Annotated in this window: 13 protein-coding genes, 4 tRNA genes and 2 pseudogenes; 8 read left to right on the forward strand and 11 right to left on the reverse strand. The window is 64.0% G+C overall.

Annotated features, from left to right (window positions below):
- Positions 1-107, forward strand: a pseudogene (locus CQW31_RS31870) (IS110 family transposase); the annotation flags it as partial.
- 105 nt (positions 108-212) lie between these two features.
- Here CQW31_RS31870 and nirD read toward each other — a convergent pair.
- The 3 genes from nirD to CQW31_RS28265 form a co-directional block, all read right to left on the reverse strand.
- Complete coding sequence (gene nirD / locus CQW31_RS28255; RefSeq protein WP_099815952.1) at positions 213-575, reverse strand: nitrite reductase small subunit NirD; 363 nt, start codon at positions 573-575, stop codon at positions 213-215.
- Entirely contained in the window at positions 575-3,124 is a 2,550-nt protein-coding gene (gene nirB / locus CQW31_RS28260) for a nitrite reductase large subunit NirB (RefSeq protein ID WP_099815953.1), read from the reverse strand. Before nirB ends, nirD begins: the two co-directional genes overlap by 1 nt.
- A 304-nt stretch (positions 3,125-3,428) precedes the next feature.
- Positions 3,429-7,229, reverse strand: coding sequence for a bifunctional nitrate reductase/sulfite reductase flavoprotein subunit alpha (locus CQW31_RS28265; protein ID WP_054887166.1), 3,801 nt, complete (start codon positions 7,227-7,229; stop codon positions 3,429-3,431).
- A 339-nt stretch (positions 7,230-7,568) separates the two neighbouring features.
- Here CQW31_RS28265 and map point away from each other — a divergent pair, with 339 nt between their 5' ends.
- Entirely contained in the window at positions 7,569-8,345 is a 777-nt protein-coding gene (map, locus tag CQW31_RS28270) for a type I methionyl aminopeptidase (protein ID WP_054887168.1), read from the forward strand.
- 78 nt (positions 8,346-8,423) lie between these two features.
- Here map and CQW31_RS28275 read toward each other — a convergent pair.
- The 4 genes from CQW31_RS28275 to CQW31_RS28290 all read right to left on the reverse strand — a co-directional run bounded on the left by CQW31_RS28275 (position 8,424) and on the right by CQW31_RS28290 (position 8,924).
- Positions 8,424-8,500 (reverse strand) — tRNA-Asp (locus tag CQW31_RS28275).
- Positions 8,501-8,513: 13 nt separating this feature from the next.
- Positions 8,514-8,589, reverse strand: a tRNA-Val gene (locus CQW31_RS28280).
- 169 nt (positions 8,590-8,758) lie between these two features.
- Positions 8,759-8,835 (reverse strand) — tRNA-Asp (locus CQW31_RS28285).
- Positions 8,836-8,848: 13 nt separating this feature from the next.
- A tRNA-Val gene (locus CQW31_RS28290) sits at positions 8,849-8,924 on the reverse strand.
- A 215-nt stretch (positions 8,925-9,139) separates the two neighbouring features.
- Here CQW31_RS28290 and rdgC point away from each other — a divergent pair.
- The 3 genes from rdgC to sugE all read left to right on the forward strand — a co-directional run bounded on the left by rdgC (position 9,140) and on the right by sugE (position 11,622).
- Complete coding sequence (gene rdgC / locus CQW31_RS28295) at positions 9,140-10,060, forward strand: recombination-associated protein RdgC (RefSeq protein ID WP_099815954.1); 921 nt, start codon at positions 9,140-9,142, stop codon at positions 10,058-10,060.
- Between the two features lie 183 nt (positions 10,061-10,243).
- Positions 10,244-11,209: a bile acid:sodium symporter family protein gene (locus tag CQW31_RS28300; RefSeq protein WP_054887035.1), complete on the forward strand. Its 966-nt coding sequence runs from the start codon at positions 10,244-10,246 to the stop codon at positions 11,207-11,209.
- 95 nt (positions 11,210-11,304) lie between these two features.
- On the forward strand, positions 11,305-11,622 hold the full coding sequence (gene sugE, locus CQW31_RS28305) for a quaternary ammonium compound efflux SMR transporter SugE (RefSeq protein WP_099815955.1): 318 nt from the start codon (positions 11,305-11,307) through the stop codon (positions 11,620-11,622).
- A gap of 9 nt (positions 11,623-11,631) precedes the next feature.
- Here the strand turns inward: sugE and CQW31_RS28310 are convergent, their stop codons facing one another.
- Positions 11,632-13,509: an MFS transporter gene (locus tag CQW31_RS28310; protein WP_054887037.1), complete on the reverse strand. Its 1,878-nt coding sequence runs from the start codon at positions 13,507-13,509 to the stop codon at positions 11,632-11,634.
- A gap of 266 nt (positions 13,510-13,775) precedes the next feature.
- Between CQW31_RS28310 and CQW31_RS32290 the strand changes: the two are divergent.
- Positions 13,776-14,840, forward strand: a pseudogene (locus tag CQW31_RS32290) (methyl-accepting chemotaxis protein); the annotation flags it as partial.
- Positions 14,832-15,695, forward strand: coding sequence for a methyl-accepting chemotaxis protein (locus CQW31_RS32295; protein ID WP_371263270.1), 864 nt, complete (start codon positions 14,832-14,834; stop codon positions 15,693-15,695). The pseudogene CQW31_RS32290 and the gene CQW31_RS32295, both read left to right, overlap by 9 nt.
- 120 nt (positions 15,696-15,815) lie before the next feature.
- On the opposite strand, the gene CQW31_RS28325 is transcribed toward CQW31_RS32295, so the two are convergent.
- The 3 genes from CQW31_RS28325 to CQW31_RS28335 all read right to left on the reverse strand — a co-directional run bounded on the left by CQW31_RS28325 (position 15,816) and on the right by CQW31_RS28335 (position 18,816).
- The gene (locus CQW31_RS28325; RefSeq protein WP_099815961.1) at positions 15,816-16,649 is read right to left on the reverse strand and encodes an amidohydrolase; all 834 of its coding nucleotides are present in this window, start codon (positions 16,647-16,649) and stop codon (positions 15,816-15,818) included.
- A 21-nt stretch (positions 16,650-16,670) separates the two neighbouring features.
- On the reverse strand, positions 16,671-17,945 hold the full coding sequence (locus tag CQW31_RS28330; RefSeq protein WP_099815957.1) for an MFS transporter: 1,275 nt from the start codon (positions 17,943-17,945) through the stop codon (positions 16,671-16,673).
- A gap of 139 nt (positions 17,946-18,084) precedes the next feature.
- On the reverse strand, positions 18,085-18,816 hold the full coding sequence (locus CQW31_RS28335; protein ID WP_054887040.1) for a GntR family transcriptional regulator: 732 nt from the start codon (positions 18,814-18,816) through the stop codon (positions 18,085-18,087).
- Positions 18,817-18,965: 149 nt separating this feature from the next.
- On the opposite strand from CQW31_RS28335, the gene CQW31_RS28340 reads away from it, so the two are divergent.
- Complete coding sequence (locus tag CQW31_RS28340) at positions 18,966-20,144, forward strand: MFS transporter (RefSeq protein ID WP_099815958.1); 1,179 nt, start codon at positions 18,966-18,968, stop codon at positions 20,142-20,144.
- The last annotated feature ends 64 nt before the right edge of the window (positions 20,145-20,208 follow it).

The following is a 20,208-nucleotide window of genomic DNA, read 5'->3' on the forward strand; positions in this document are numbered from 1 at the left end:
CAACCCAAGCTCTGGTAATCCTGGCAAGAAAGCTCGCGCGGGTGGCATTCGCCCTGATGAAAAATCAGGACGAATACGTCACCAAAGGCGGGAAACTGGCTTGCTGAAAACCATAGAATCTCCCACAGGGATCGCACAATGCCTAAGGGTTGCGCAGTACCTGTGGGAGCGGGCGGGCCCGCGAAAGGGCCGGTAATGGCGATGCAAGCATGTCAGGCCAGCGCCAGTTCCACCGCCCCACCATTCAACCGCACCGGCCACACCCGCAGCCGCTGCCCTGCATCTTCCAGGCACGCCCCACTTTCAAGGCTGAAGTGCTGCTTGTACAACGGCGCCGCCACCACCAGTTCGCCCTGCAAGCTACCCACCAGCCCGCGACCGATGATATTGGCCCCCGACCGCGGATCACGGTTGTCGACCGCGTACAGGCTCTGCTCCAGCTCGGGCAGGTAGAACAGCGCCACTTGCGCGCCATCAAGCCACACCACCACGCCAGAGTCGGCCACCAAGTCATCAGCCTGGCACACCGCCTGCCAGTTCTCTTGGGTCTTCACAGCAGCATTGGACAGGTTCATCAGACAGCCTCCTCGACGGTTGGGATCAGGTGCAGCGCTGCAGCCGGCCGGCGTTGTTCACGCTCGCGCACGAAGTGCACGTCCGGGTCGGCGCGCTTGTCGTTGACGAAGGTGCGGAAGCGCTTGAGCTTCTCGGGGTCGTTGAGGGCGTTGGCCCATTCGCATTCATACTGGTCGACCACATGCTGCATCTGCGCCTCCAGCTCGGCCGCCAGGCCCAGGCTGTCGTCGAGGATCACCTGCTTGAGGTAGTCCAGGCCGCCTTCCAGGCTTTCGCGCCAGACCGAAGTACGCTGCAGCTTGTCGGCCGTGCGGATGTAGAACATCAGCACGCGGTCGATCAGGCGCACCAGGGTTTCGTCGTCCAGGTCGGTGGCGAACAGTTCGGCGTGGCGCGGGCGCATGCCGCCGTTGCCGCAGATGTACAGGTTCCAGCCCTTGTCGGTGGCGATCACGCCGATGTCCTTGCTCTGCGCCTCGGCGCACTCGCGGGTGCAGCCAGAGACAGCAAACTTGAGTTTGTGCGGGCTGCGCAGGCCCTTGTAGCGGTCCTCCAGGCGAAGGGCCATGGCGACGCTGTCCTGCACGCCGTAACGGCACCAGGTGCTGCCCACGCAGGATTTGACCGTGCGCGTCGACTTGCCGTAGGCATGGCCGGTCTCGAAGCCGGCTGCGATCAGTTCGCCCCAGATCAGCGGCAGCTCGTGCAGTTGAGCGCCGAACAGGTCGATGCGCTGGCCGCCGGTGATCTTGGTGTAGAGGTCGTACTTTTTCGCCACCTGGCCGATCACGATCAGCTTGTCGGGGGTGATCTCGCCGCCCGGAATGCGCGGCACCACCGAATAGGTGCCGTTCTTCTGCATGTTGGCCATGAAGGTGTCGTTGGTGTCCTGCAGCGGCACCAGCGCCGGGTCCATGATCGGCTGGTTCCAGCACGAGGCGAGGATCGAGCCCACCGCCGGCTTGCAGATGTCGCAGCCGACATGGCCCTTGCCGTGGCGTTCGAGCAGTTCGTTGAAGGTGCGGATACCCTCCACGCGCACCAGCCCGTAGAGCTCTTGACGGGTGTAGGCGAAGTGTTCGCACAGGCTCTTGTCGACCGTCACGCCGCGGGCAGTGAGTTCGTGCTCGAACACCTGCTTGAGCAGCGCCGCGCAACCGCCACAGCCGGTGCCGGCCTTGGTGCAGCCCTTGACCGCAGCCAGGTCGCCGCAGCCACTGTCGATGGCCGCGCACACTGCACCCTTGCTGACGTTGTGGCACGAGCAGATGGTCGCGCTGTCGGGCAGCGCATCGGCACCGAGCGCAGGCGCACCGCCACTCTGCGGCAGGATCAGCGCTGCCGGGTCGGCCGGCAGGGAAATGCCGTTCTGGGCGTATTGCAGCAAAGTGTCGTAGTAACTGTTGTCGCCCACCAGCACTGCGCCGAGCACGTGCTTGCCGCTGGCATCCACCACCAGCCGGCGATAGGCGCTGTTGGCCTCGTCGATGAAGCGGTAGCTGCGCGAACCCGGCGTGGCGCCGTGGGCATCGCCGATGGAGCCGACATCCACGCCCAGCAGCTTGAGCTTGGTCGACATGTCGGCGCCAGTGAATGCGTTGGCAGCTTCGCCCATCAGCAACGCCGCCAGGTTGCGCGCCATGCTGTAGCCTGGGGCGACCAGGCCGAACACGCTGCCGTTCCACGAGGCGCATTCGCCTATGGCGAAGATGCGTGGGTCGCTGCTGCGGCAGTGGTTGTCGATCACCACGCCACCGCGTGCAGCGATCTCCAGGCCGCAGGCTCGGCCGAGGGCATCCTGTGGGCGGATGCCGGCAGAGAACACGATCAGGTCGGTTTCCAGGTGCTCGCCGCCATCGAAATTCATGCGGTAGCGGTAGGCTTCTCCCGCGCTGATCGACTGGGTGGCACGCGACAGGTGCACGCCCACACCCAGCGCTTCGATCTGCGCCTTGAGCGCGGCGCCGCCCTCGCCGTCCAGCTGCACCGGCATCAGCCGGGGGGCAAACTCCACCACGTGTGCTTCCAGGCCGAGGGACTTCAGCGCGTTGGCGGCTTCCAGACCGAGCAGGCCGCCACCGACCACCACGCCGCGGCGCGCCTGGCCGGCAGCGGCGCGAATGGCATCGAGGTCGTCGAGGGTGCGGTAGACCAGGCGGGCGTTGCCGCTGGAGCCTTCGATCGGCGGCACGAACGGGTAGGAACCGGTGGCCAGGACCAACTGGTCATAACCGTAGCGGCCCTCGGCAGTCACCACCTCGCAGCGTTCGCGGTCGATCTCCAGCACCGCTTCGCCCAGGTGCAGGTGCACGCCGCTGTTGCCGTAGTAGTCCGGCCCGCACAGGGCCAGGGTCTCGGCACAGCTGCCGGCGAAGTACTCCGACAGGTGCACGCGGTCGTAGGCACGTTGACGTTCTTCACCGAACACGTGCAGCTCGAACCGCTCAAGGGCGCCGCGTTCGACCAGCTGCTGCACGCAGTGGTGGCCGACCATGCCGTTGCCGACGATGACCAGTCGCTCTCGTTGCCTGCTCGCTGTTGCCTTCATAAGCCGATCCTCGATCAAAAAAAAAAGCGCCTGGAGCCGAAGCTCCAGGCGCCTTTGCCTGTATTCATCACGGTGGGTGGCCCGGGTTGATCGCCGTTGATCAGTGGGCTTTGTTGTATCAGGGATAAAGCAGGGACTGTGCCAATTGGGTTGCCTGTACTGGCCTCTTCGCGGGCAAGCCCGCTCCTACAGGGACCGCACAGGGTTCAGCAGCGAGGTGAACCTGGGGGAGCGGGCTTGCCCGCGAAGAGGCCAGCACAGCCAATGCACATTTCAAGTGCAGCACTCCCCATCCTGGAGCACATCAATACACATCGCGCCGGTACCGCTTGGCCTTGCTCAACGCCTCGACATAAGCATCGGCATCCACCCCTCCGTGCACGGCAATGACTTCACGCAAGGCCGCATCCACATCCTTGGCCATGCGCTGCGCATCGCCACACACATAGAAGTACGCCCCCGCCTCCAGCCACTGCCACAGCTGCGCACCCTGTTCGAGCATGCGCTGCTGCACATAGACCTTCTCGGCCTGGTCCCGCGAGAACGCCGTGTCCAGGCGCAGATGCCCGCTCGCCTGCCAGGCCTGAAGCTGCTCCTGATAGTAGAAATCCGTGGCCGCATACTGTTCGCCGAAGAACAGCCAGTTCCCGCCTTTGGCACCCTGTGCCTCACGTTCTTCGAGGAAGGCACGGAACGGCGCGATGCCGGTGCCGGGACCGACCATGATCACTGGCACGTCGTTGTCCTCGGGCAGGCGGAAGTGCTTCGATACCTGCGGGAAGATCGCCACCTTCAGTGACTGCGCCCGATCGGCGAGGAAGGTGGAGCACACACCCTTGCGCTCGCCATAGCGCACCGTGGAAACGGTCAGGTGTACCTGGTCCGGATGAGCCAATGGGCTTGAGCTGATCGAATACAGGCGCGGCTGCAGCGGCTTGAGCAGATCGAGCCAGGTGGCCAGCGGCAACTGCTGAGGGAACGCCCGCAGCACGTCGACCAACTGCCGGCCCCACAGCCAATCCTGCAGTTGCGCCTTGCACTCGGGTTGCAGCAGGTGCTGCAGCTCGGCGTAATGCGCGCTGAAAACCTGCAGTTGCTGCGGCGTGACCTTGGCAATCTCCAGACGGGTTTCCAGAGCCTCGACCAGTGGCATCAGCGGCTGCCCCTTCAGTTCCACCACCGCCTGGCCATCGAGCTGCGTCAGCGCCAGCAGTTCGTCGACCAGTGCCGGACAGTTGCGCGGCCACACGCCCAGGGCATCGCCGGCGGCATAGGTCAAACCGCTGCCGGACAGGTCGAACACCAGTTGGCGGGTTTCCTTGCTGGCACCCGGACCGTTGAGCAGCTGATTTTCCAGCAGCGGGGCCAACCACGGTTGCTGCTTGTTGTAACCCGCGACTGGCGCCGACTGGCTGGCCGGTGGTGGCGAGCTGGCGCAACCGAGCTCCGCCAGCAGGGCTTCGAGCCAAGCGGCGAAGGCCTCATCGAAATCCGGTTCGCAATCGACCCGCTGCAACAAGCGGCGCCCGCCCAGTTCGGCCAGGCGCTGGTCGAGCTTGCGGCCAAATCCACAGAACTGCTCGTAGCTGGAATCACCCAAGGCCAGCACGGCATACGGCAGCTCCGCGCAGCAAGCGCCCTGCTCACCTTGCAGGGCCTGCCAGAACGCCGTGGCGCTGTCGGGCGCATCACCGTCACCGAAGGTGCTGGTGATCAGCACCACACTGGCGGCGCCTTGCAGCTGCCGGGGGTCGACCGCTGCCATGCAACTGAGCTGCACCGCCAGGCCAGCACCACGCAGGTGCTCGGCACAGCGCTCGGCAAGCGCTTCGCCAGTGCCCGTCTGCGAAGCCCACAGCAACTGGTGGCGCGGCCCGCCGAGGCCTGGCGTTGCGACTGGCTGGGCGGGCTGCATAACAGCGCCGTTCAGCTCCAGGGCATCGATGCGCGCACTGGCGACCCGCTCCAGGGCCACGGCGCAATGTTTGAATGCCGGCTGAAGCGACAGTGGATCGACTGCATCGCAAGTAACGGCATTGATCGCCAGCTGCTCGCCGATCAGGTCGTTCCAGTGGAACGGCGCAAAGCAGTTGCCGGGCATGACCCGGTCGCTGATGCGCGCCGGCAGCACGGCCTGGCCGCGACGTGAGCGAATGGCGACCTGATCCTTGTCTACGATGCCCAGGCGGGCGGCATCATCAGGATGGATTTCAACGAAGGGCCCAGGCTCCAGCCTGTTCAGCGCCGGCACCTTGCCAGTCTTGGTCAGGGTGTGCCACTGATGCTGCACGCGGCCGGTATTGAGCACCAGCGGGTAGTCGGCGTCGGGCAGTTCGGGCGCCGGCAGCCAGGGCCGGGTGAAGAAGCGCGCCTTGCCGCTGGCGGTGGGGAATGCCAGGGCAGGCGCATTGCCTTGCGCATCGCGCAACAGAGGCTGGCTGCTGCCGTCGTTGAGGTAACGCAGCGGGCTGCGGTCATCTTCGCAACCCGGTGCACAGGGCCATTGCCGTGGGCTTTGGCGCAACTGCTCATAGCCGATGCCGCGCAGGTCATAGCCGGTTGCCGGGTTCCAGAAACGCCGAATCTCTTCGTATACCGCCTCGGCATCCGGGTAATCGAAGGCCTCGGCGTAGCCCATGGCGCAGGCGACCCGGGCAATGATCTGCCAGTCCGCCAGGCTTTGGCCGGGCGCCTGAACTGCCTGAGGCATCAGCGTCAGGTTGCGTTCGCTATTGATCATCACGCCCTCGCCTTCGGCCCACAGCGCGGCGGGCAGGAGGATATCGGCGTAGCGGTTGGTTTCGGTGTCGAGAAAAGCGTCCTGGGTGATTACCAGCTCGGCCTGGCGCAGGCCGTCGATCACTTGTTGCCGGTTGGCGACGCTGGCCACCGGATTGCTGCAGATCACCCAGCAGGCTTTCACCTCGCCGGCCTTCATCTGCTCGAACAGCGCGATCGTGCCCTCACCCGCTTCGCTGCGCAGGCTGCCCGGTTGCAGGCGCCATTGCTGCTCGACGAAGGCGCGGTCCGCCGCCACCAGCGCCGAACGCTGGCCCGGCAGGCCCGGGCCCATGTAGCCCATTTCGCGGCCGCCCATGGCATTGGGTTGGCCGGTCAGCGAAAAAGGCCCGCTGCCGGGGCGGCAGATGGCGCCGGTGGCCAGGTGCAAGTTACACAAGGCGTTGCTGTGCCAGGTGCCGTGGACGCTCTGGTTGAGGCCCATGGTCCAGCAGCTCATCCACTCCCCGGCGGTGCCGATCCATTCTGCAGCCCGGCGGATGTCGGCTTCGCTCAAGCCAGTGATGGCGGCTACCCGCGCCGGGGTGTAATCGTCGAGGAAGGCCGGCAGCTCGTCCCAGCCTTCGGTGTAACGGGCGATGAACGCGGGGTCGGTGTGGCCGTTGTGGTGCAGCAGGTGCAGCAGGCCGTTGAGCAGCGCCATGTCACTGCCGGGGCGCAGTTGCAGGAACAGGTCGGCCTTGTCGGCCGTGGCGGTGCGCCGTGGATCCACCACGATGAGTCTGGCCCCGGCCTTGAGCCGGTCCAGCAGGCGCAGGAACAGCACCGGATGGCAGTCAGCCATGTTCGCGCCGATCATCAGGAACACCTCGGCACGTTCGAAATCCTGGTAGCTGCCGGGCGGGCCGTCGGCGCCGAGCGACAACTTGTAGCCGCTGCCGGCACTGGCCATGCACAGCCGTGAGTTGGACTCGATATGTCGCGTGCGGATAAAGCCCTTGGCCAGCTTGTTGGCCAGGTACTGGGCTTCCAGCGACATCTGCCCGGACACATACAGCGCCACGGCGTCCGCACCGTGTTGGTCGATGATAGCGCGCAGGCGCTCGCCGGCCTGGGCAATGGCCTGGTCCATGCTGCTGCGCGCCGGCTGCTGGCTGCGTTGCTGGCGGACGAAGGCGTGCTCCATGCGCCCGGCGGCGGTCAGTGGCAGGTGTGCGGTGAGGCCTTTGGTACACAGGCGGCCGAAGTTGCTCGGGTGCTGCTTGTCGCCGCTGATCTTGCTGACCTTGCCGTCCTTGATGCTCATGACGATGCCGCAACCGACGCCACAGTAGGGGCATACGCTGCGTACTTCGCTTGTGGCCATGGGCGGTCTCCCCTTTCTGGAACGCAAAAAGGCGCCGGCTGCCCGGGCTTGCAAAGCAAGCGGGGCAACACGGCGCCTTTGTCGTGAGGTTTCTGGGCTGTCGACGTTGATAGCCCTGGATAGCAGTCAGTCAGCAATTTGTGGGCCAGCTGTACCGGCCCTTTCGCGGGCACGCCCGCTCCCACAGGTACTGCGCAGTCTTCAAACCTGTGGAGGTCCTGTGGGAGCAGGCGTGCCCGCGAAGAGGCCGGTACAGGCAACCGCACCATGCGGTGGCAGCAACAAGGCCCATGGCGCTATGCTGGGGCACTTACCAGCAAGAGCTACAGCCCGCATTCCATGTCCAAGGTGATCCTCAAGACCCCTGCCCAACTCGAACTGATGCGCAATGCCGGCCGGCTGTTGGCCCAGGTGTTCGCCGAACTCGACAGCTTCATCCGCCCCGGCGTGACGACGATGCAGATCAACGACCGCGCCGAGGCATTCATCGTCGATACCCTTAAGGCACGCCCGGCGAGCAAGGGCCAGTACGGCTTCCCCTACTCGCTCAACACCTCGGTGGACCATGTGGTCTGCCATGGCATCCCCAAAGTCGATGAAGTGCTGAAGCAAGGCTCGATCATCAATGTCGACATCACCCTCGAACAGGGCGGTTACATTGCCGACTCGTCGAAGATGTACAGCATCGGGCCAATCAGCGAAGACGCACAGCGGTTGGTCGACATTACCTATGAGGCGCTATGGGAAGGCATCGGGCAGGTACGCCCTGGGGCGACGCTGGGTGACATCGGCCATGCCATCCAGGCTCATGCCGAAGCGGCTGGCTACAGCGTGGTACGCGAATACTGCGGCCATGGCATTGGCCAGCAGATGCATGAAGGGCCCGAGGTGCTGCATTTCGGCCTGCGTGGCATGGGCATGAAGTTGCAACCGGGCATGGTGTTCACCATCGAGCCGATGATCAACCAGGGTGGGCGCGGGACGCGGACGCTGAAAGATGGCTGGACGGTGATCACCCGCGACCACTGCCTGTCGGCACAGTGGGAACATACGGTGGCGGTGACTGAGGATGGGGTCGAGGTGCTGACATTGCGGGATGAAGAGCGTAGCCGGTAAGCGCTCAAACAAAAAAAGCGACCTAAGGTCGCTTTTTTTGTGGCTTCCGGGTGTTCAGTGGGCCCTGGAAGCGGAATATGGCGCAGCGGACGGGACTCGAACCCGCGACCCCCGGCGTGACAGGCCGGTATTCTAACCGACTGAACTACCGCTGCGCTAATCAACGAGTGGTGGGTGATGACGGGATCGAACCGCCGACCCTCTGCTTGTAAGGCAGATGCTCTCCCGGCTGAGCTAATCACCCATTCGTCTCGGTGAGGCGCGCATTCTACGGATGAACCAGCAGCCTGGCAAGCCATTGAAGCAACTTTTTTGCAAAATCATCCAGCGCAAATTTCAGGCACAAAAAAAGCGACCCTAAGGTCGCTTTGTTTGTTACTTCCGGGTGTTCAGTGGGCCCAGGAAGTGGAATATGGCGCAGCGGACGGGACTCGAACCCGCGACCCCCGGCGTGACAGGCCGGTATTCTAACCGACTGAACTACCGCTGCGCTATACATCGAGTGGTGGGTGATGACGGGATCGAACCGCCGACCCTCTGCTTGTAAGGCAGATGCTCTCCCGGCTGAGCTAATCACCCTTCGTCTCGGTGTGGCGCGCATTCTACGGAGGGGCTGTAACCCTGGCAAGCATTTTTTTATTTTTTTTCAAAAAAAACTCCAAGCCTTTCAAAGACCTAGCGCAGCCGGGGCTTTTCCTCCGTTATCGGGCCTGCTGGCCCTCTGACAGGGTTGGCCTCGGAGCACTGCTCGGAGAATAATGCCCGCCTTATGCATTAAGGAGAGATTGCCCCCCATGTGGTTCAAGAACCTGCTGTCCTACCGCCTGACCCAGGAAGTACCGTTCGAGCCTGAAGCGCTGGAAGCCGCGCTGGCCACCAAGCCAGCCCGCGCCTGCGCCAGCCAGGAGCTGACCACCTACGGTTTCATCGCGCCGTTCGGCAAGGGTGAAGATGCTCCCCTGGTGCACGTCAGCGGCGAATTCCTGCTGGTTGCCGCGCGCAAGGAAGAACGCATCCTGCCGAGCAGCGTGGTCAACGATGCCGTGAAAGAGAAGGTCGAAGAGATCGAGACCGAGCAAATGCGCAAGGTCTACAAGAAAGAGCGCGACCAGATCAAGGACGAGATCATCCAGGCCTTCCTGCCGCGCGCGTTCATCCGCCGCTCGATGATCTTCGCCGCCATCGCCCCGCGCCTGGGGATGATCCTGGTCAACTCGGCCAGCGCCAAGCGCGCCGAAGACCTGCTGTCGACCCTGCGCGAAGTGATGGGTTCGCTGCCGGTGCGCCCGGTGACCGTGAAGATCGCACCCACTGCGACCATGACCGACTGGGTCAAGTCGCAACAGGCTGCCGAAGGCTTCTACGTGCTGGACGAGTGCGAACTGCGGGACACCGCCGAAGACGGCGGCATCGTGCGCTGCAAGCGTCAGGACCTGACCAGCGAGGAGATCCAGCTGCACCTGAGCACCGGCAAGGTGGTTACCCAGCTTGCCCTGGCCTGGCAGGACAAGCTGTCGTTCGTGCTTGACGACAAGATGGTGATCAAGCGCTTGAAGTTCGAAGAGCTGCTGCAGGAACAGGCCGAACAGGACGGTGGCGAAGAGGCCGCGCAGCAGTTCGATGCCAGCTTCCAGCTGATGATGATGACCTTTGCCGAATTCCTGCCGGCGCTGTTCGAAGTGCTCGGTGGCGAGGAGATTCCTCAAGGGGTCTGATTCGGTTTGAAATACCGGTGCTGGCTGGTTTTGTTGTGGCCAGGACCGGCCTCTTCGCGGGCACGCCCGCTCCCACAGGTACGCCACAGTTTTCAGATTCTGTGGCGTATCTGTGGGAGCGGGCGTGCCCGCGAAGAGGCCCCATGAAATTCATAAAGCTATAAATAGAAAAGGAATTGCCCCATGCGTGCCCTCGCCGCTCTCAGCCGCTTCGTCGGCAACACCTTTGCCCTGTGGGTGCTGGTGTTCGCCGTGCTGGCCTTCCTGATGCCCCAGTGGTTCATCGCCCTCAAGGTCGCCATCGTGCCGCTGCTGGGCCTGGTGATGTTCGGCATGGGGCTGACCCTCAAGCTCGACGACTTCGCCGCCCTCGCCCGCCAGCCCTGGCGTGTGGCCCTGGGCGTGGTGGCGCACTTCGTGATCATGCCGGGCATGGCCTGGCTGCTGTGCCAGCTGTTCCACCTGCCGGCGGAAATCGCCGTGGGCGTGATCCTGGTCGGCTGCTGCCCGAGCGGCACGGCGTCGAACGTGATGGTCTGGCTGTCCAAGGGCGACCTGGCGCTGGCAGTGGCGATCGCCGCGGTAACCACCCTCCTCGCCCCGCTGCTGACCCCGGCACTGATCTGGTTCCTGGCCTCGGCCTGGCTGCCAGTGTCCTTCATGGACATGTTCTGGTCGATCCTGCAGCTGGTGATGCTGCCGATCGTCCTCGGCGTGCTGGCGCAGCGCTTGCTGGGTGCGCGGGTGCAGATGGCGGTGCAGGTGCTGCCGCTGGTGTCGGTGGTGAGCATCGTGATGATCGTCTGTGCGGTGGTGGCGGCCAGCCAGGCCAAGATCGCCGAATCCGGTTTGCTGATCATGGCGGTCGTGGTGCTGCACAACACCTTTGGTTATCTGCTGGGCTACCTCACCGGCCGGCTCTGCAACTTGCCGCTGGCCCAGCGCAAGTCGCTGGCGCTGGAGGTGGGCATGCAGAACTCGGGGCTGGGCGCGGCGCTGGCGGCAGCGCATTTCTCGCCGCTGGCAGCGGTGCCGAGCGCGCTGTTCAGCGTCTGGCACAACATCTCCGGAGCACTGCTGTCGACCTGCTTCCGGCGGATGGAAGAACCTTCGGCCGAGGCTGCAGAGGTTGAGCCAGCCAGGCATTGATGTGTACCCTGATCGCCACTGTGAGGACGACCTCACGACGCACCGCGTGACCATTCCGGGGACGGCCCCATCATTCGCAACGATGGAGAAGCATCATGTCCTGGATCATCCTGTTCTTCGCCGGCCTGTTCGAGGTCGGCTGGGCCGTCGGCCTGAAGTACACCGACGGCTTCAGCAAACCGCTCCCGACCGTACTCACCGTCGCCGCCATGGCCATCAGCCTGGGCCTGCTGGGCCTTGCCATGAAGGAACTGCCGCTGGGCACCGCCTATGCCATCTGGACCGGCGTCGGCGCCGTCGGCACGGTGATCGCCGGGATCATCCTGTTCGGCGAGTCGATGGCCCTGATACGGCTGGTCAGCGTGGCGCTGATCATTACCGGCCTGATCGGCCTGAAAGTCAGCGCCAGCTGATAACCCTGCTCAGCGCAGGCCACCGCGCAAGCGGCTGACCTGCTCACGCAAGGCCTCTGGCTGCGCCGCCTCCACCGGGATGGCGGCGCCAGCCACGATGGTCACCCGCGACCACAGGCGCTTGAAGAAGCCCTTGGCCGGGTCGCGACTGAAGAAACTCCCCCACAGGCCCTGCAGCGCCAGCGGAATCACCGGCACCGGGGTTTCTTCGAGGATGCGGCTGACGCCTCCCTTGAACACGTCGATTTCGCCATCTCCGGTCAATTTGCCTTCCGGGAAGATACACACCAGCTCACCGTCTGCCAGGTACTCGGCGATACGCGCAAAGGCCCGATCATAAGTGGCCTGGTCTTCGTTGCGCCCGGCAATCGGAATGGCACCCGCCGTGCGGAACACGAAGTTGAGCACCGGCAGGTTGTAGATCTTGTAATACATGACGAAGCGGATCGGCCGACGGATCGCCCCGCCCAGCAGCAGTGCATCGACGAACGACACATGGTTGCACACCAGCAGCGCTGCGCCTTCATCGGGGATGCGTTCAAGGTCGCGGTGCTGCACGCGGTACATCGAATGGCTGAGCATCCAGATCAGGAAGCGCATGGTGAACTCGGGCACGATCCTGAAGATGTAGGCATTGACCAGCACGTTCAGCAGCGACACCACCAGGAACAGCTGCGGGATGCTCAGCTTGAGCACGCTCAGCAGGACAATGGTGAAGATCGCCGAGACCACCATGAACAGCGCATTGAGAATGTTGTTGGAGGCTATTACCCGTGCCCGCTGGTCTTCGGCAGTGCGCGCCTGGATCAGCGCGTACAGCGGCACGATGTAGAAGCCGCCGAACACGCCGAGGCCAACGATCGACACCAGGATCCACCAGGCCTGGTGCATGCCCAGCAGCGCCAGCCAGTCGTGCGGCTGGGCGCCGGCCGGTACGTCACCTGAATGCCACCACCAGAGCAGGCCGAACAAGGTCAACCCAAACGAGCCGAACGGCACCAGGCCGATTTCCACCTTGCGCCCACTGAGGCGTTCGCACAGTAGCGAGCCGACGGCGATACCGACCGAGAACAGGGTCAGCACCAAGGTCACGGCAGTCTCGTCGCCGTGCAGCCACTCCTGGGCGTAAGTCGGGATCTGCGTCAGGTAGATGGCGCCGACGAACCAGAACCACGAGTTGCCGACGATCGAGCGCGACACTGCCGGGGTCTGCCCCAGGCCCATGCGCAGGATCACCCACGACTGCTTGAAGATGTTCCAGTCCAGCGCCATCTGCGGCGACGCTGCCGCGGCCCGAGGAATCCAGCGGCTGGCCAGGTAGCCGAGCACGGCGGTGCCGACCACGCCACCGGCCACCACCGTGGCATAGCTGTCATTGGCCATCATTACCCCGGCGCCAATGGTGCCGACCAGGATGGCGAGGAAGGTGCCCATCTCCACCAGGCCGTTGCCCCCCACCAGCTCTTCTTCACGCAGGGCCTGGGGCAGGATCGAGTATTTCACCGGGCCGAACAGCGCCGAGTGGGTGCCCATGCCGAACAGCGCCACCAGCATCAGCGTGAGGTGGTTGGTGACGAAGCCGATGGCGCCGACCGCCATGATGACGATCTCGGCCAGCTTGATCGCGCGGATCAGCGCGTCCTTGGCGAACTTCTCGCCAAACTGCCCGCCCAGCGCCGAGAACAGAAAGAACGGCAGGATGAACAGCAGCGCGCAGAGGTTGACCCAGATCGATCGATCGCCGTCGCCCAAGCTGAGCTTGAACAGAATGGCCAGGATCAACGACTGCTTGAACAGGTTGTCGTTGAAGGCACCCAGTAACTGGGTGACGAAGAACGGCAGGAAACGCCGCTTGCCGAGCAAGGTGAATTGCGAGGGATGACTCATCGTCCTTGTTCCTGAGTGTCTTTTGTCATTGGAGGCACGCGAAGCGCTGCAAGCCACAAATCTGCATGGGAAAGCAACCGCCTGGCAAGGAACACCGGACAATTCAGGAACCCGCTCACAATTTGATATCACAGTGATATTAATTTTTCGCCAGCCACTGTTCAGACTTTGTTACACATGCCGATAATTCATATAGATGACTATATCTGACAGAAGGAACAGACCTCAGGTCTCCTCCAACGCATAAGAAAAGGAGCTCGGCAGTAATGTTTACCTGGTTTGGCGACCTCAGGATCGCCCACAAACTCTTTCTCGGTTTCGGCCTGGTGCTGTGCCTGACACTTGTGCAGTCGCTGATCAGCTGGGACGGCCTGGGCAGCCTGGTACGCCGTAGTGAGGTCGTCAGCGACGTATCGCGCCTCAACGACGCCCTCGGCGACCTGCGCGAAGCGCGCTTGCGCCATGCCATGGCCAACGGCGCCCCCGCCGAGAGCAAACAGCTGCAAGTTGCGCTGGACGCCTTCAAGCCGACACTGGCAAAGCTGCGCGAGGTGATGATCAGGGCGCAGTCCCATGCGCTGATCAATACCGCCGACCAGGCACTGCAGAGCTACAGCGGCAACCAGGCCGCCAGTTTCCGCTCCTATGAAAAGATGCGCGCGGCGCAAAAGGAAATGGGCGCCCTGGCCACCCAGTCGTTCGCCAGCATCGAGCAGATTCGCAATCAGGTCCGCGCTTTACCCGATGCCGAGGAGCGTTTCGTGCGCATCGAGGCCATCAACCAGATACGCGAAAACCTGATCCTGCTGCGCTACCACGTTCGTGGTTATACCGGTAATACCAATGCCGAGACCGAGAAACTGATGAACAGCCAGATCGCCACCACGGTGAACGATCTGCCGGGGCTGGTCGCCCGCTTCAACGGCAATTTCCCGCAGCAGTTCCAGCAACTGGAGCAGCAGGTGCAGGCCTATGCGAAGGCCGTAGAGGCGTTCCGTGGCGAGGTCAGCCACCTGGTGGACTACCGCGCCGCCATGGCCAACGATATCGAAACCCTCAACGGTGTCATAGGCCAACTGCTGGACGACCAGGCGGTGCTGGTCGCCAGGGACAGCCACTTCGCCCGCACCCTGCAGATCGCCACCACCCTGCTCGCCTTGCTGCTCGGCGCCCTGGCTGCCATGGTCATCGCCCGGCAGATCAGCCAGCCGCTGCGCCAGGCACTGAAAACCATGGAACAGGTGGCTGCCGGTGACCTCAGCGAACAACCGGCCAGCCGCCGCCGCGACGAAGTCGGCCAACTGCAGAACGCCCTGCAGGGCATGACCCGCAACCTGCGTGAGCTGATCGCCCAGGTGCGCGATGGCATTTCGCAGATTGCCAGCGCTACCGAGGAGCTTTCGGCGATCACCGAGCAGACCAGTGCCGGTGCCAACAACCAGAAGGTGGAAACCGACCAGGTGGCGACGGCCATGCAGGAAATGGCTGCCACCGTCCACGAAGTCGCGCGCAATGCCGGCGAAGCCTCTAGCGCCGCCAGCGCCACCGACGAGGAAGCCCGTGAAGGTGACAGCGTGGTCAACCGCGCCGTGGCCCAGATCAGCCGCCTGGCCAGCCAGGTGGACGCCACTGGCGAAGCCATGGGCGCGCTGCGCACCGAGAGCCAGCGTATCGGCAAGGTCATGGACGTGATCAAGGCCGTGGCCGAACAGACCAACCTGCTGGCGCTCAATGCCGCCATCGAAGCGGCCCGGGCCGGTGAAGCGGGCCGTGGTTTCGCCGTGGTGGCAGATGAAGTGCGCAGCCTGGCACAGCGTACCCAGGCATCGACACTGGAGATCGAATCGGCGATCGGCAGCCTTGAGCAAGGCACCCGCTCGGTGAGCGAGCTGATGGAGCAGAGCCAGAGCCTGACCGAAAGCAGCGTGGCGCTGGTGCGTGAGGCCGGGGTGGCGTTGGAGGGGATTACCCAGCGGGTATCGGCGATTGAGCTGATGAACCAACAGATTGCCGCGGCTTCGGAGCAGCAGAGTGCGGTGGCTGAAGAGATCAGCCGCAGCGTGGTGACAGTGCGGGATATTTCCGAACAGACCGCCGAGGCCAGTCAGCAAACTTCGGCGTCCAGTGTGGAGCTGGCGCGGCTGGGTGGGCAGTTGCAGCAGATGATCAGCCGGTTCCGGTTCTGATTTTCCTGTGCTGGCCTCTTCGCGGGCTTGCCCGCTCCCACAGGTACTGCGCAGTCTTCAAGACTGCGGTGATCCTGTGGAAGCGGGCGCGCCCGCGAAGAGGCCGGCACAGTCGCTACATCACTCGAACCCGAACAACGCCTGAGCAGTATCCACCAGCAGCGCCCGGCGCAATTCAGCCGAGCAGCCCAAGGCCTCGAACTGCTCGACCGCCGTGGTAAAGCTCACCGCTGACTCATGCTGGGTATGCGGCCAGTCGCTGCCCCACATCAGTCGTTCAGCACCGTAATGGGCCTCCAGAGCGCACAGGGCCTGACGTGCAAACGCCAGATTCTGCTCCGGCGTACCTTCCAGTCGATAAATGCCGGACACCTTGACCCACACCTTGCCCTTGCCGCCCAGCGTCAACAGCTCGGCAAAGCCCGGTTGCCCAAGCCCCAGACGGGCATCGGGCCGACCGAAATGGTCGACCACAATGTTCAGACCATAAGGCTCCAGGGCCCGCAACAGCGCAGGGGTGTCCGCGACATGGCGGTGCAGCTCCAGATGCCAGCCCTGTTCACCAATGCGTTCCAGCAGGGGTCGCCATTCGGCGCCCGTCAGGTCTGGGAGGCCCTGGCCCATGAGGTTCAGACGCACGCCCCTGACCCCAAGCCGATCCATTTCCTGCATCGTCTCGCGCTCGACGTCCCGGTCAAGCATCACCACCCCGCGCAGTTGCCCCGGCGCGGTTTGCAGGGCGCTGAGCAGGTAGCGGTTGTCGGTGCCCAGAAAACTGGGCTGCACCAGTACGCCATGGCTGAAACCATGGGCCAGCAACTGGCCCAGGTAGTCGCCCAGCGGCGCATCGTAGCTGGGCGCGTAACGCCGCTCGCTGGCCAGGTTCAGCCCACGGCTGAACACGTGGGCATGGCTGTCGATGGCGGTGAGGTGTGAAACAGGAACGTCGGGCATGGTCATCACAGGACAGTCAGGTTACTTGGCGACAGCGCCAGCCATTTCTGGCGCTGGCGTGGTCTCAAGGTTGCGGCCACGGGTTTCCGGCAGGCACAGCGCGGCGAGCATGGCCACGCCGTAGGCGATGCCGGCATCGATACCGATCGCACTACCCAGCGACATGGATTCGCTCATGTGGCCGACCAGGAACGGGAACACCGCCGACAGCACGCGGCCGAAGTTGTAGCAGAAGCCGACCCCGGCACCGCGCACGTCGGCCGGGTACAGTTCGTTGAAGAACGCCCCCAGGCTGGCCGGGATGCCAGCGGCGAAGAAGCCCAGCGGGAAGCCGAGGAACAGCATCTGGGTATTGCTCAGCGGGAAGAACACATAGGCCTGCACCGTGAGCACGCAGCACAGCGCGAACAGCAGGATGTTCTTGCGCCGGCCGATGCGGTCGATCAGCAGGCCGCTGACCACGCAACCACACCAGAAGGCGAATATGATCACCGCCAGGTAGCCACCGGAGTTCAGCACCGACAGGTTGCGTTCGGTCTTGAGGAAGGTCGGCAGCCAAGTCATCACCGCGTGGTAACCGCCGTGGGCGCCCAGGCCCAGCAGGCCGCCGAGCAAGGTCACGCGCAGCAGCTCCGGGCGGAAGATGCCGGACATCGACTTGAAGAAGCTGCCGGGAATGGCCTTCTCCTTCTGCAGGCGCTGGAAGCTGTCCGGCTCCGGCACGTTGCGGCGTACCCAGATGATCAGCAGCGACGGCAGCAGGCCGACGAAGAACATCACCCGCCAGGCGTACTCGGCCGGTACCAGCGAATAGATCAGGGTGAACAGCCCCACCGCCAGGCCCCAGCCTACAGCCCAGGCGCTTTGCACCGTGCCCATGACCTTGCCGCGGTATTTCGGGTTGATGGTCTCGGCCATCAGCACCGCACCGGCCGCCCACTCGCCACCGATGCCGAAGCCCTGCATGGCCTTGACGAACAGCAACGGGTAGAAGCCGGTGACGAACGCCGAAAGGAAGGTGAAGAAGGAGAACCAGAGGATCATCCACTGCAGGGTGCGCACGCGGCCATAACGGTCCGACAGGGTGCCACCGAGCCAACCACCGAGCGCCGAGGTCACCAGGGTCACTCCGCTGATCAGGCCAGCATCGCCCTTGGTCAGCGAGAACGCGGCGATCAGCGCGGGAATGGCCAGGCCGAACATCTGCACTTCCAGCGCATCGAGCGACCAGCCACCGAAACAGGCCCAGAACGTCTTGCGTTCCCGTAATGTGATCTGGCGATACCAGCTGAACATGGTTGTTATCCTTCTTGGTCGTGTTTGTTACGGCCGGGCGTGCCGAAGCTCTGGCAGGCTGGCGACCGGGCAGGCGAAGCCACTGCGCCGTGGCAGAACGGCGCAGACGGGTAACGGGCGAAGCAGCCGGTTTAACGGCTCAGCGAATGTCGACGCGGTAGCGGAAGTGTTGCGCGTGGCCGCGCGAGCGGCGCCATTCCAGCGGTTTGCCGGCGTAATCGCGGGCCAGGCGCTCGATCACCACCACCGGGCTGTTGGCCGGTAGCTGCAACAAGCGGCCATGGGCAGCATCGACCGCTTCGGCGGTCAGGGTCTCTTCGGCGTAGGCGACCACTTGGCCGCACAGCTCCTCGTAGATGGGGTAGAGCAGCGGGCCTTTGCTATCGAGCTCGACGTCAAGCAGTGGCTGGAACGTCTGGCGCGGCAGCCAGATTTCCTCGGCAAGCACCGGCTGGGCGCCGAGCAGACGGGTACGGACAATGCGGATGACCTCGGCTTCGACGGCCAGGCCCAAGGCCTGGGCAACGGCCGACGGTGCCAATACCGGCTCGATCGAGAGAATGCGGCTTTCCGGCATCAGCCGCTCGCCGGTGGCGCTTTCGAAGCGGAAGAAGCGGAACAGCGAAGACTGGAACTGTGGGCGGCGGATGAACGTGCCGCGGCCCTGCTGACGCTCCAGCACGCCTTCGGCGACCAGCACGTCGACGGCCTTGCGCACGGTGCCGACAGACATGTCGAACTCGGTGGCCAGGGCGGCTTCGGTGGGAATGGCCTCGCCCGGGCGCCAGCGGTTGTTGGCAATCTGCTCGATCAGGTGATCGCGCAGTTGTTGATAGCGGGGTAGTCGAGCATCACCGGACAGTGGGTGCATGGGTCGGCTCTCGTCTTGTTATGTAAACATATATATGAATTTTCCGAGAGTATTCCCCGTGGGGTCCGAGCTGTCAATCCTCCGCTGGTCGCCGCTGCTGGCCTCCCTTATCCTCACCATCGGAAAATCCCCATGACAAGGATGTGGTAATGCTCGCTGCCCTGAAAGGCTATCCCGCCAGCGTCCGCCTGCTGCTGACCACAACGTTCACCCTGACGGTGGCCCGCGCCCTCACCCTGCCCTACCTGGTGGTCTATCTGGCCGACAACTTCCAGCTGCCGGTCGGCCAGATCGGCCTGCTGATCGGTGGCGCGCTGATCGTTGCTTCGCTGCTGAGCCTGTACGGCGGACACCTGGTCGACACCGTGCGCAACCACACTCTGGTCAGCGCCAGCACGCTGGTCTTCGCTCTCGCCTTCATGGTCGCCGTCGCCAGCCGTTCGGTATGGCTGTTCTTCACCTGCCTGGTGCTGATCAACCTGGCCCTGGCGGTGGTCGACATCGCCGCCAAGGCCGGCTTCTGCGCGCTGCTGCCGGTGGAACAACGGGCCGAGGTGTTCGCCATCAAGTACACCCTGAGCAACGTCGGTTATGCCGTCGGCCCGTTGCTTGGCGTGGCCATGCTGGAGCTGGACGACCACCTGCCTTTCATTGCCTCGGCGTTGACCGGCCTGGGCATGTGCATGGCCTACTGGCGGCTCGGCGACCGTGGGCTGCAGGCCAGTGCCCAGGAGCAGCCGAGCGTCGGATTCAGGCAGGTTGCGCTGGGGCTGGCGCGTGACCGCAGGCTGGTGTGCTTTACCCTGGGCGGCGTGCTGAGCGCGGTGGTGTTCGGCCAGTTCACCGCCTACTTGTCGCAGTACCTGGTGGTGACCAGCAGCGCCAGCGAGGCGGCACGCTTGGTCGGTTACCTGGTAACCACCAACGCGGTGACGGTGATAGCCCTGCAGTACCTGATCGGTCGACGCATCGGCCGCCAGCAGCTGATGCCCTGGCTGCTGGCCGGCATGGCGCTGTTCATCGCCGGGCTGCTCGGCTTTGCCATGGCCGGGTCGATAGTGGCCTGGTGCCTGGCGATGCTGGTGTTCACCCTCGGTGAAATCATCGTCATACCCGCCGAGTACATGTTCATCGACCTGATTGCCCCGGAGCACCTGCGCGGGGTGTATTACGGGGCGCAGAACCTGTCCAACCTCGGGGCAGCGCTGGGGCCGGTGCTGGTGGGGTTTGCCCTGGGGCGGTGGTGGCCGGGGGTGATCTTCTACCTGCTGGTGATGTCGGTGATACTGGCGGGAGTGTTCTACTGGCTGGGCACTCGTCGGGGATGATGTTGCCTGTACTGGCCTCTTCGCGGGCACGCCCGCGAAGAGGCCGGTACAGGCAAACGATGAG

Source organism: Pseudomonas sp. 382, from assembly GCF_002759075.1.
Lineage (GTDB): Bacteria > Pseudomonadota > Gammaproteobacteria > Pseudomonadales > Pseudomonadaceae > Aquipseudomonas > Aquipseudomonas vlassakiae.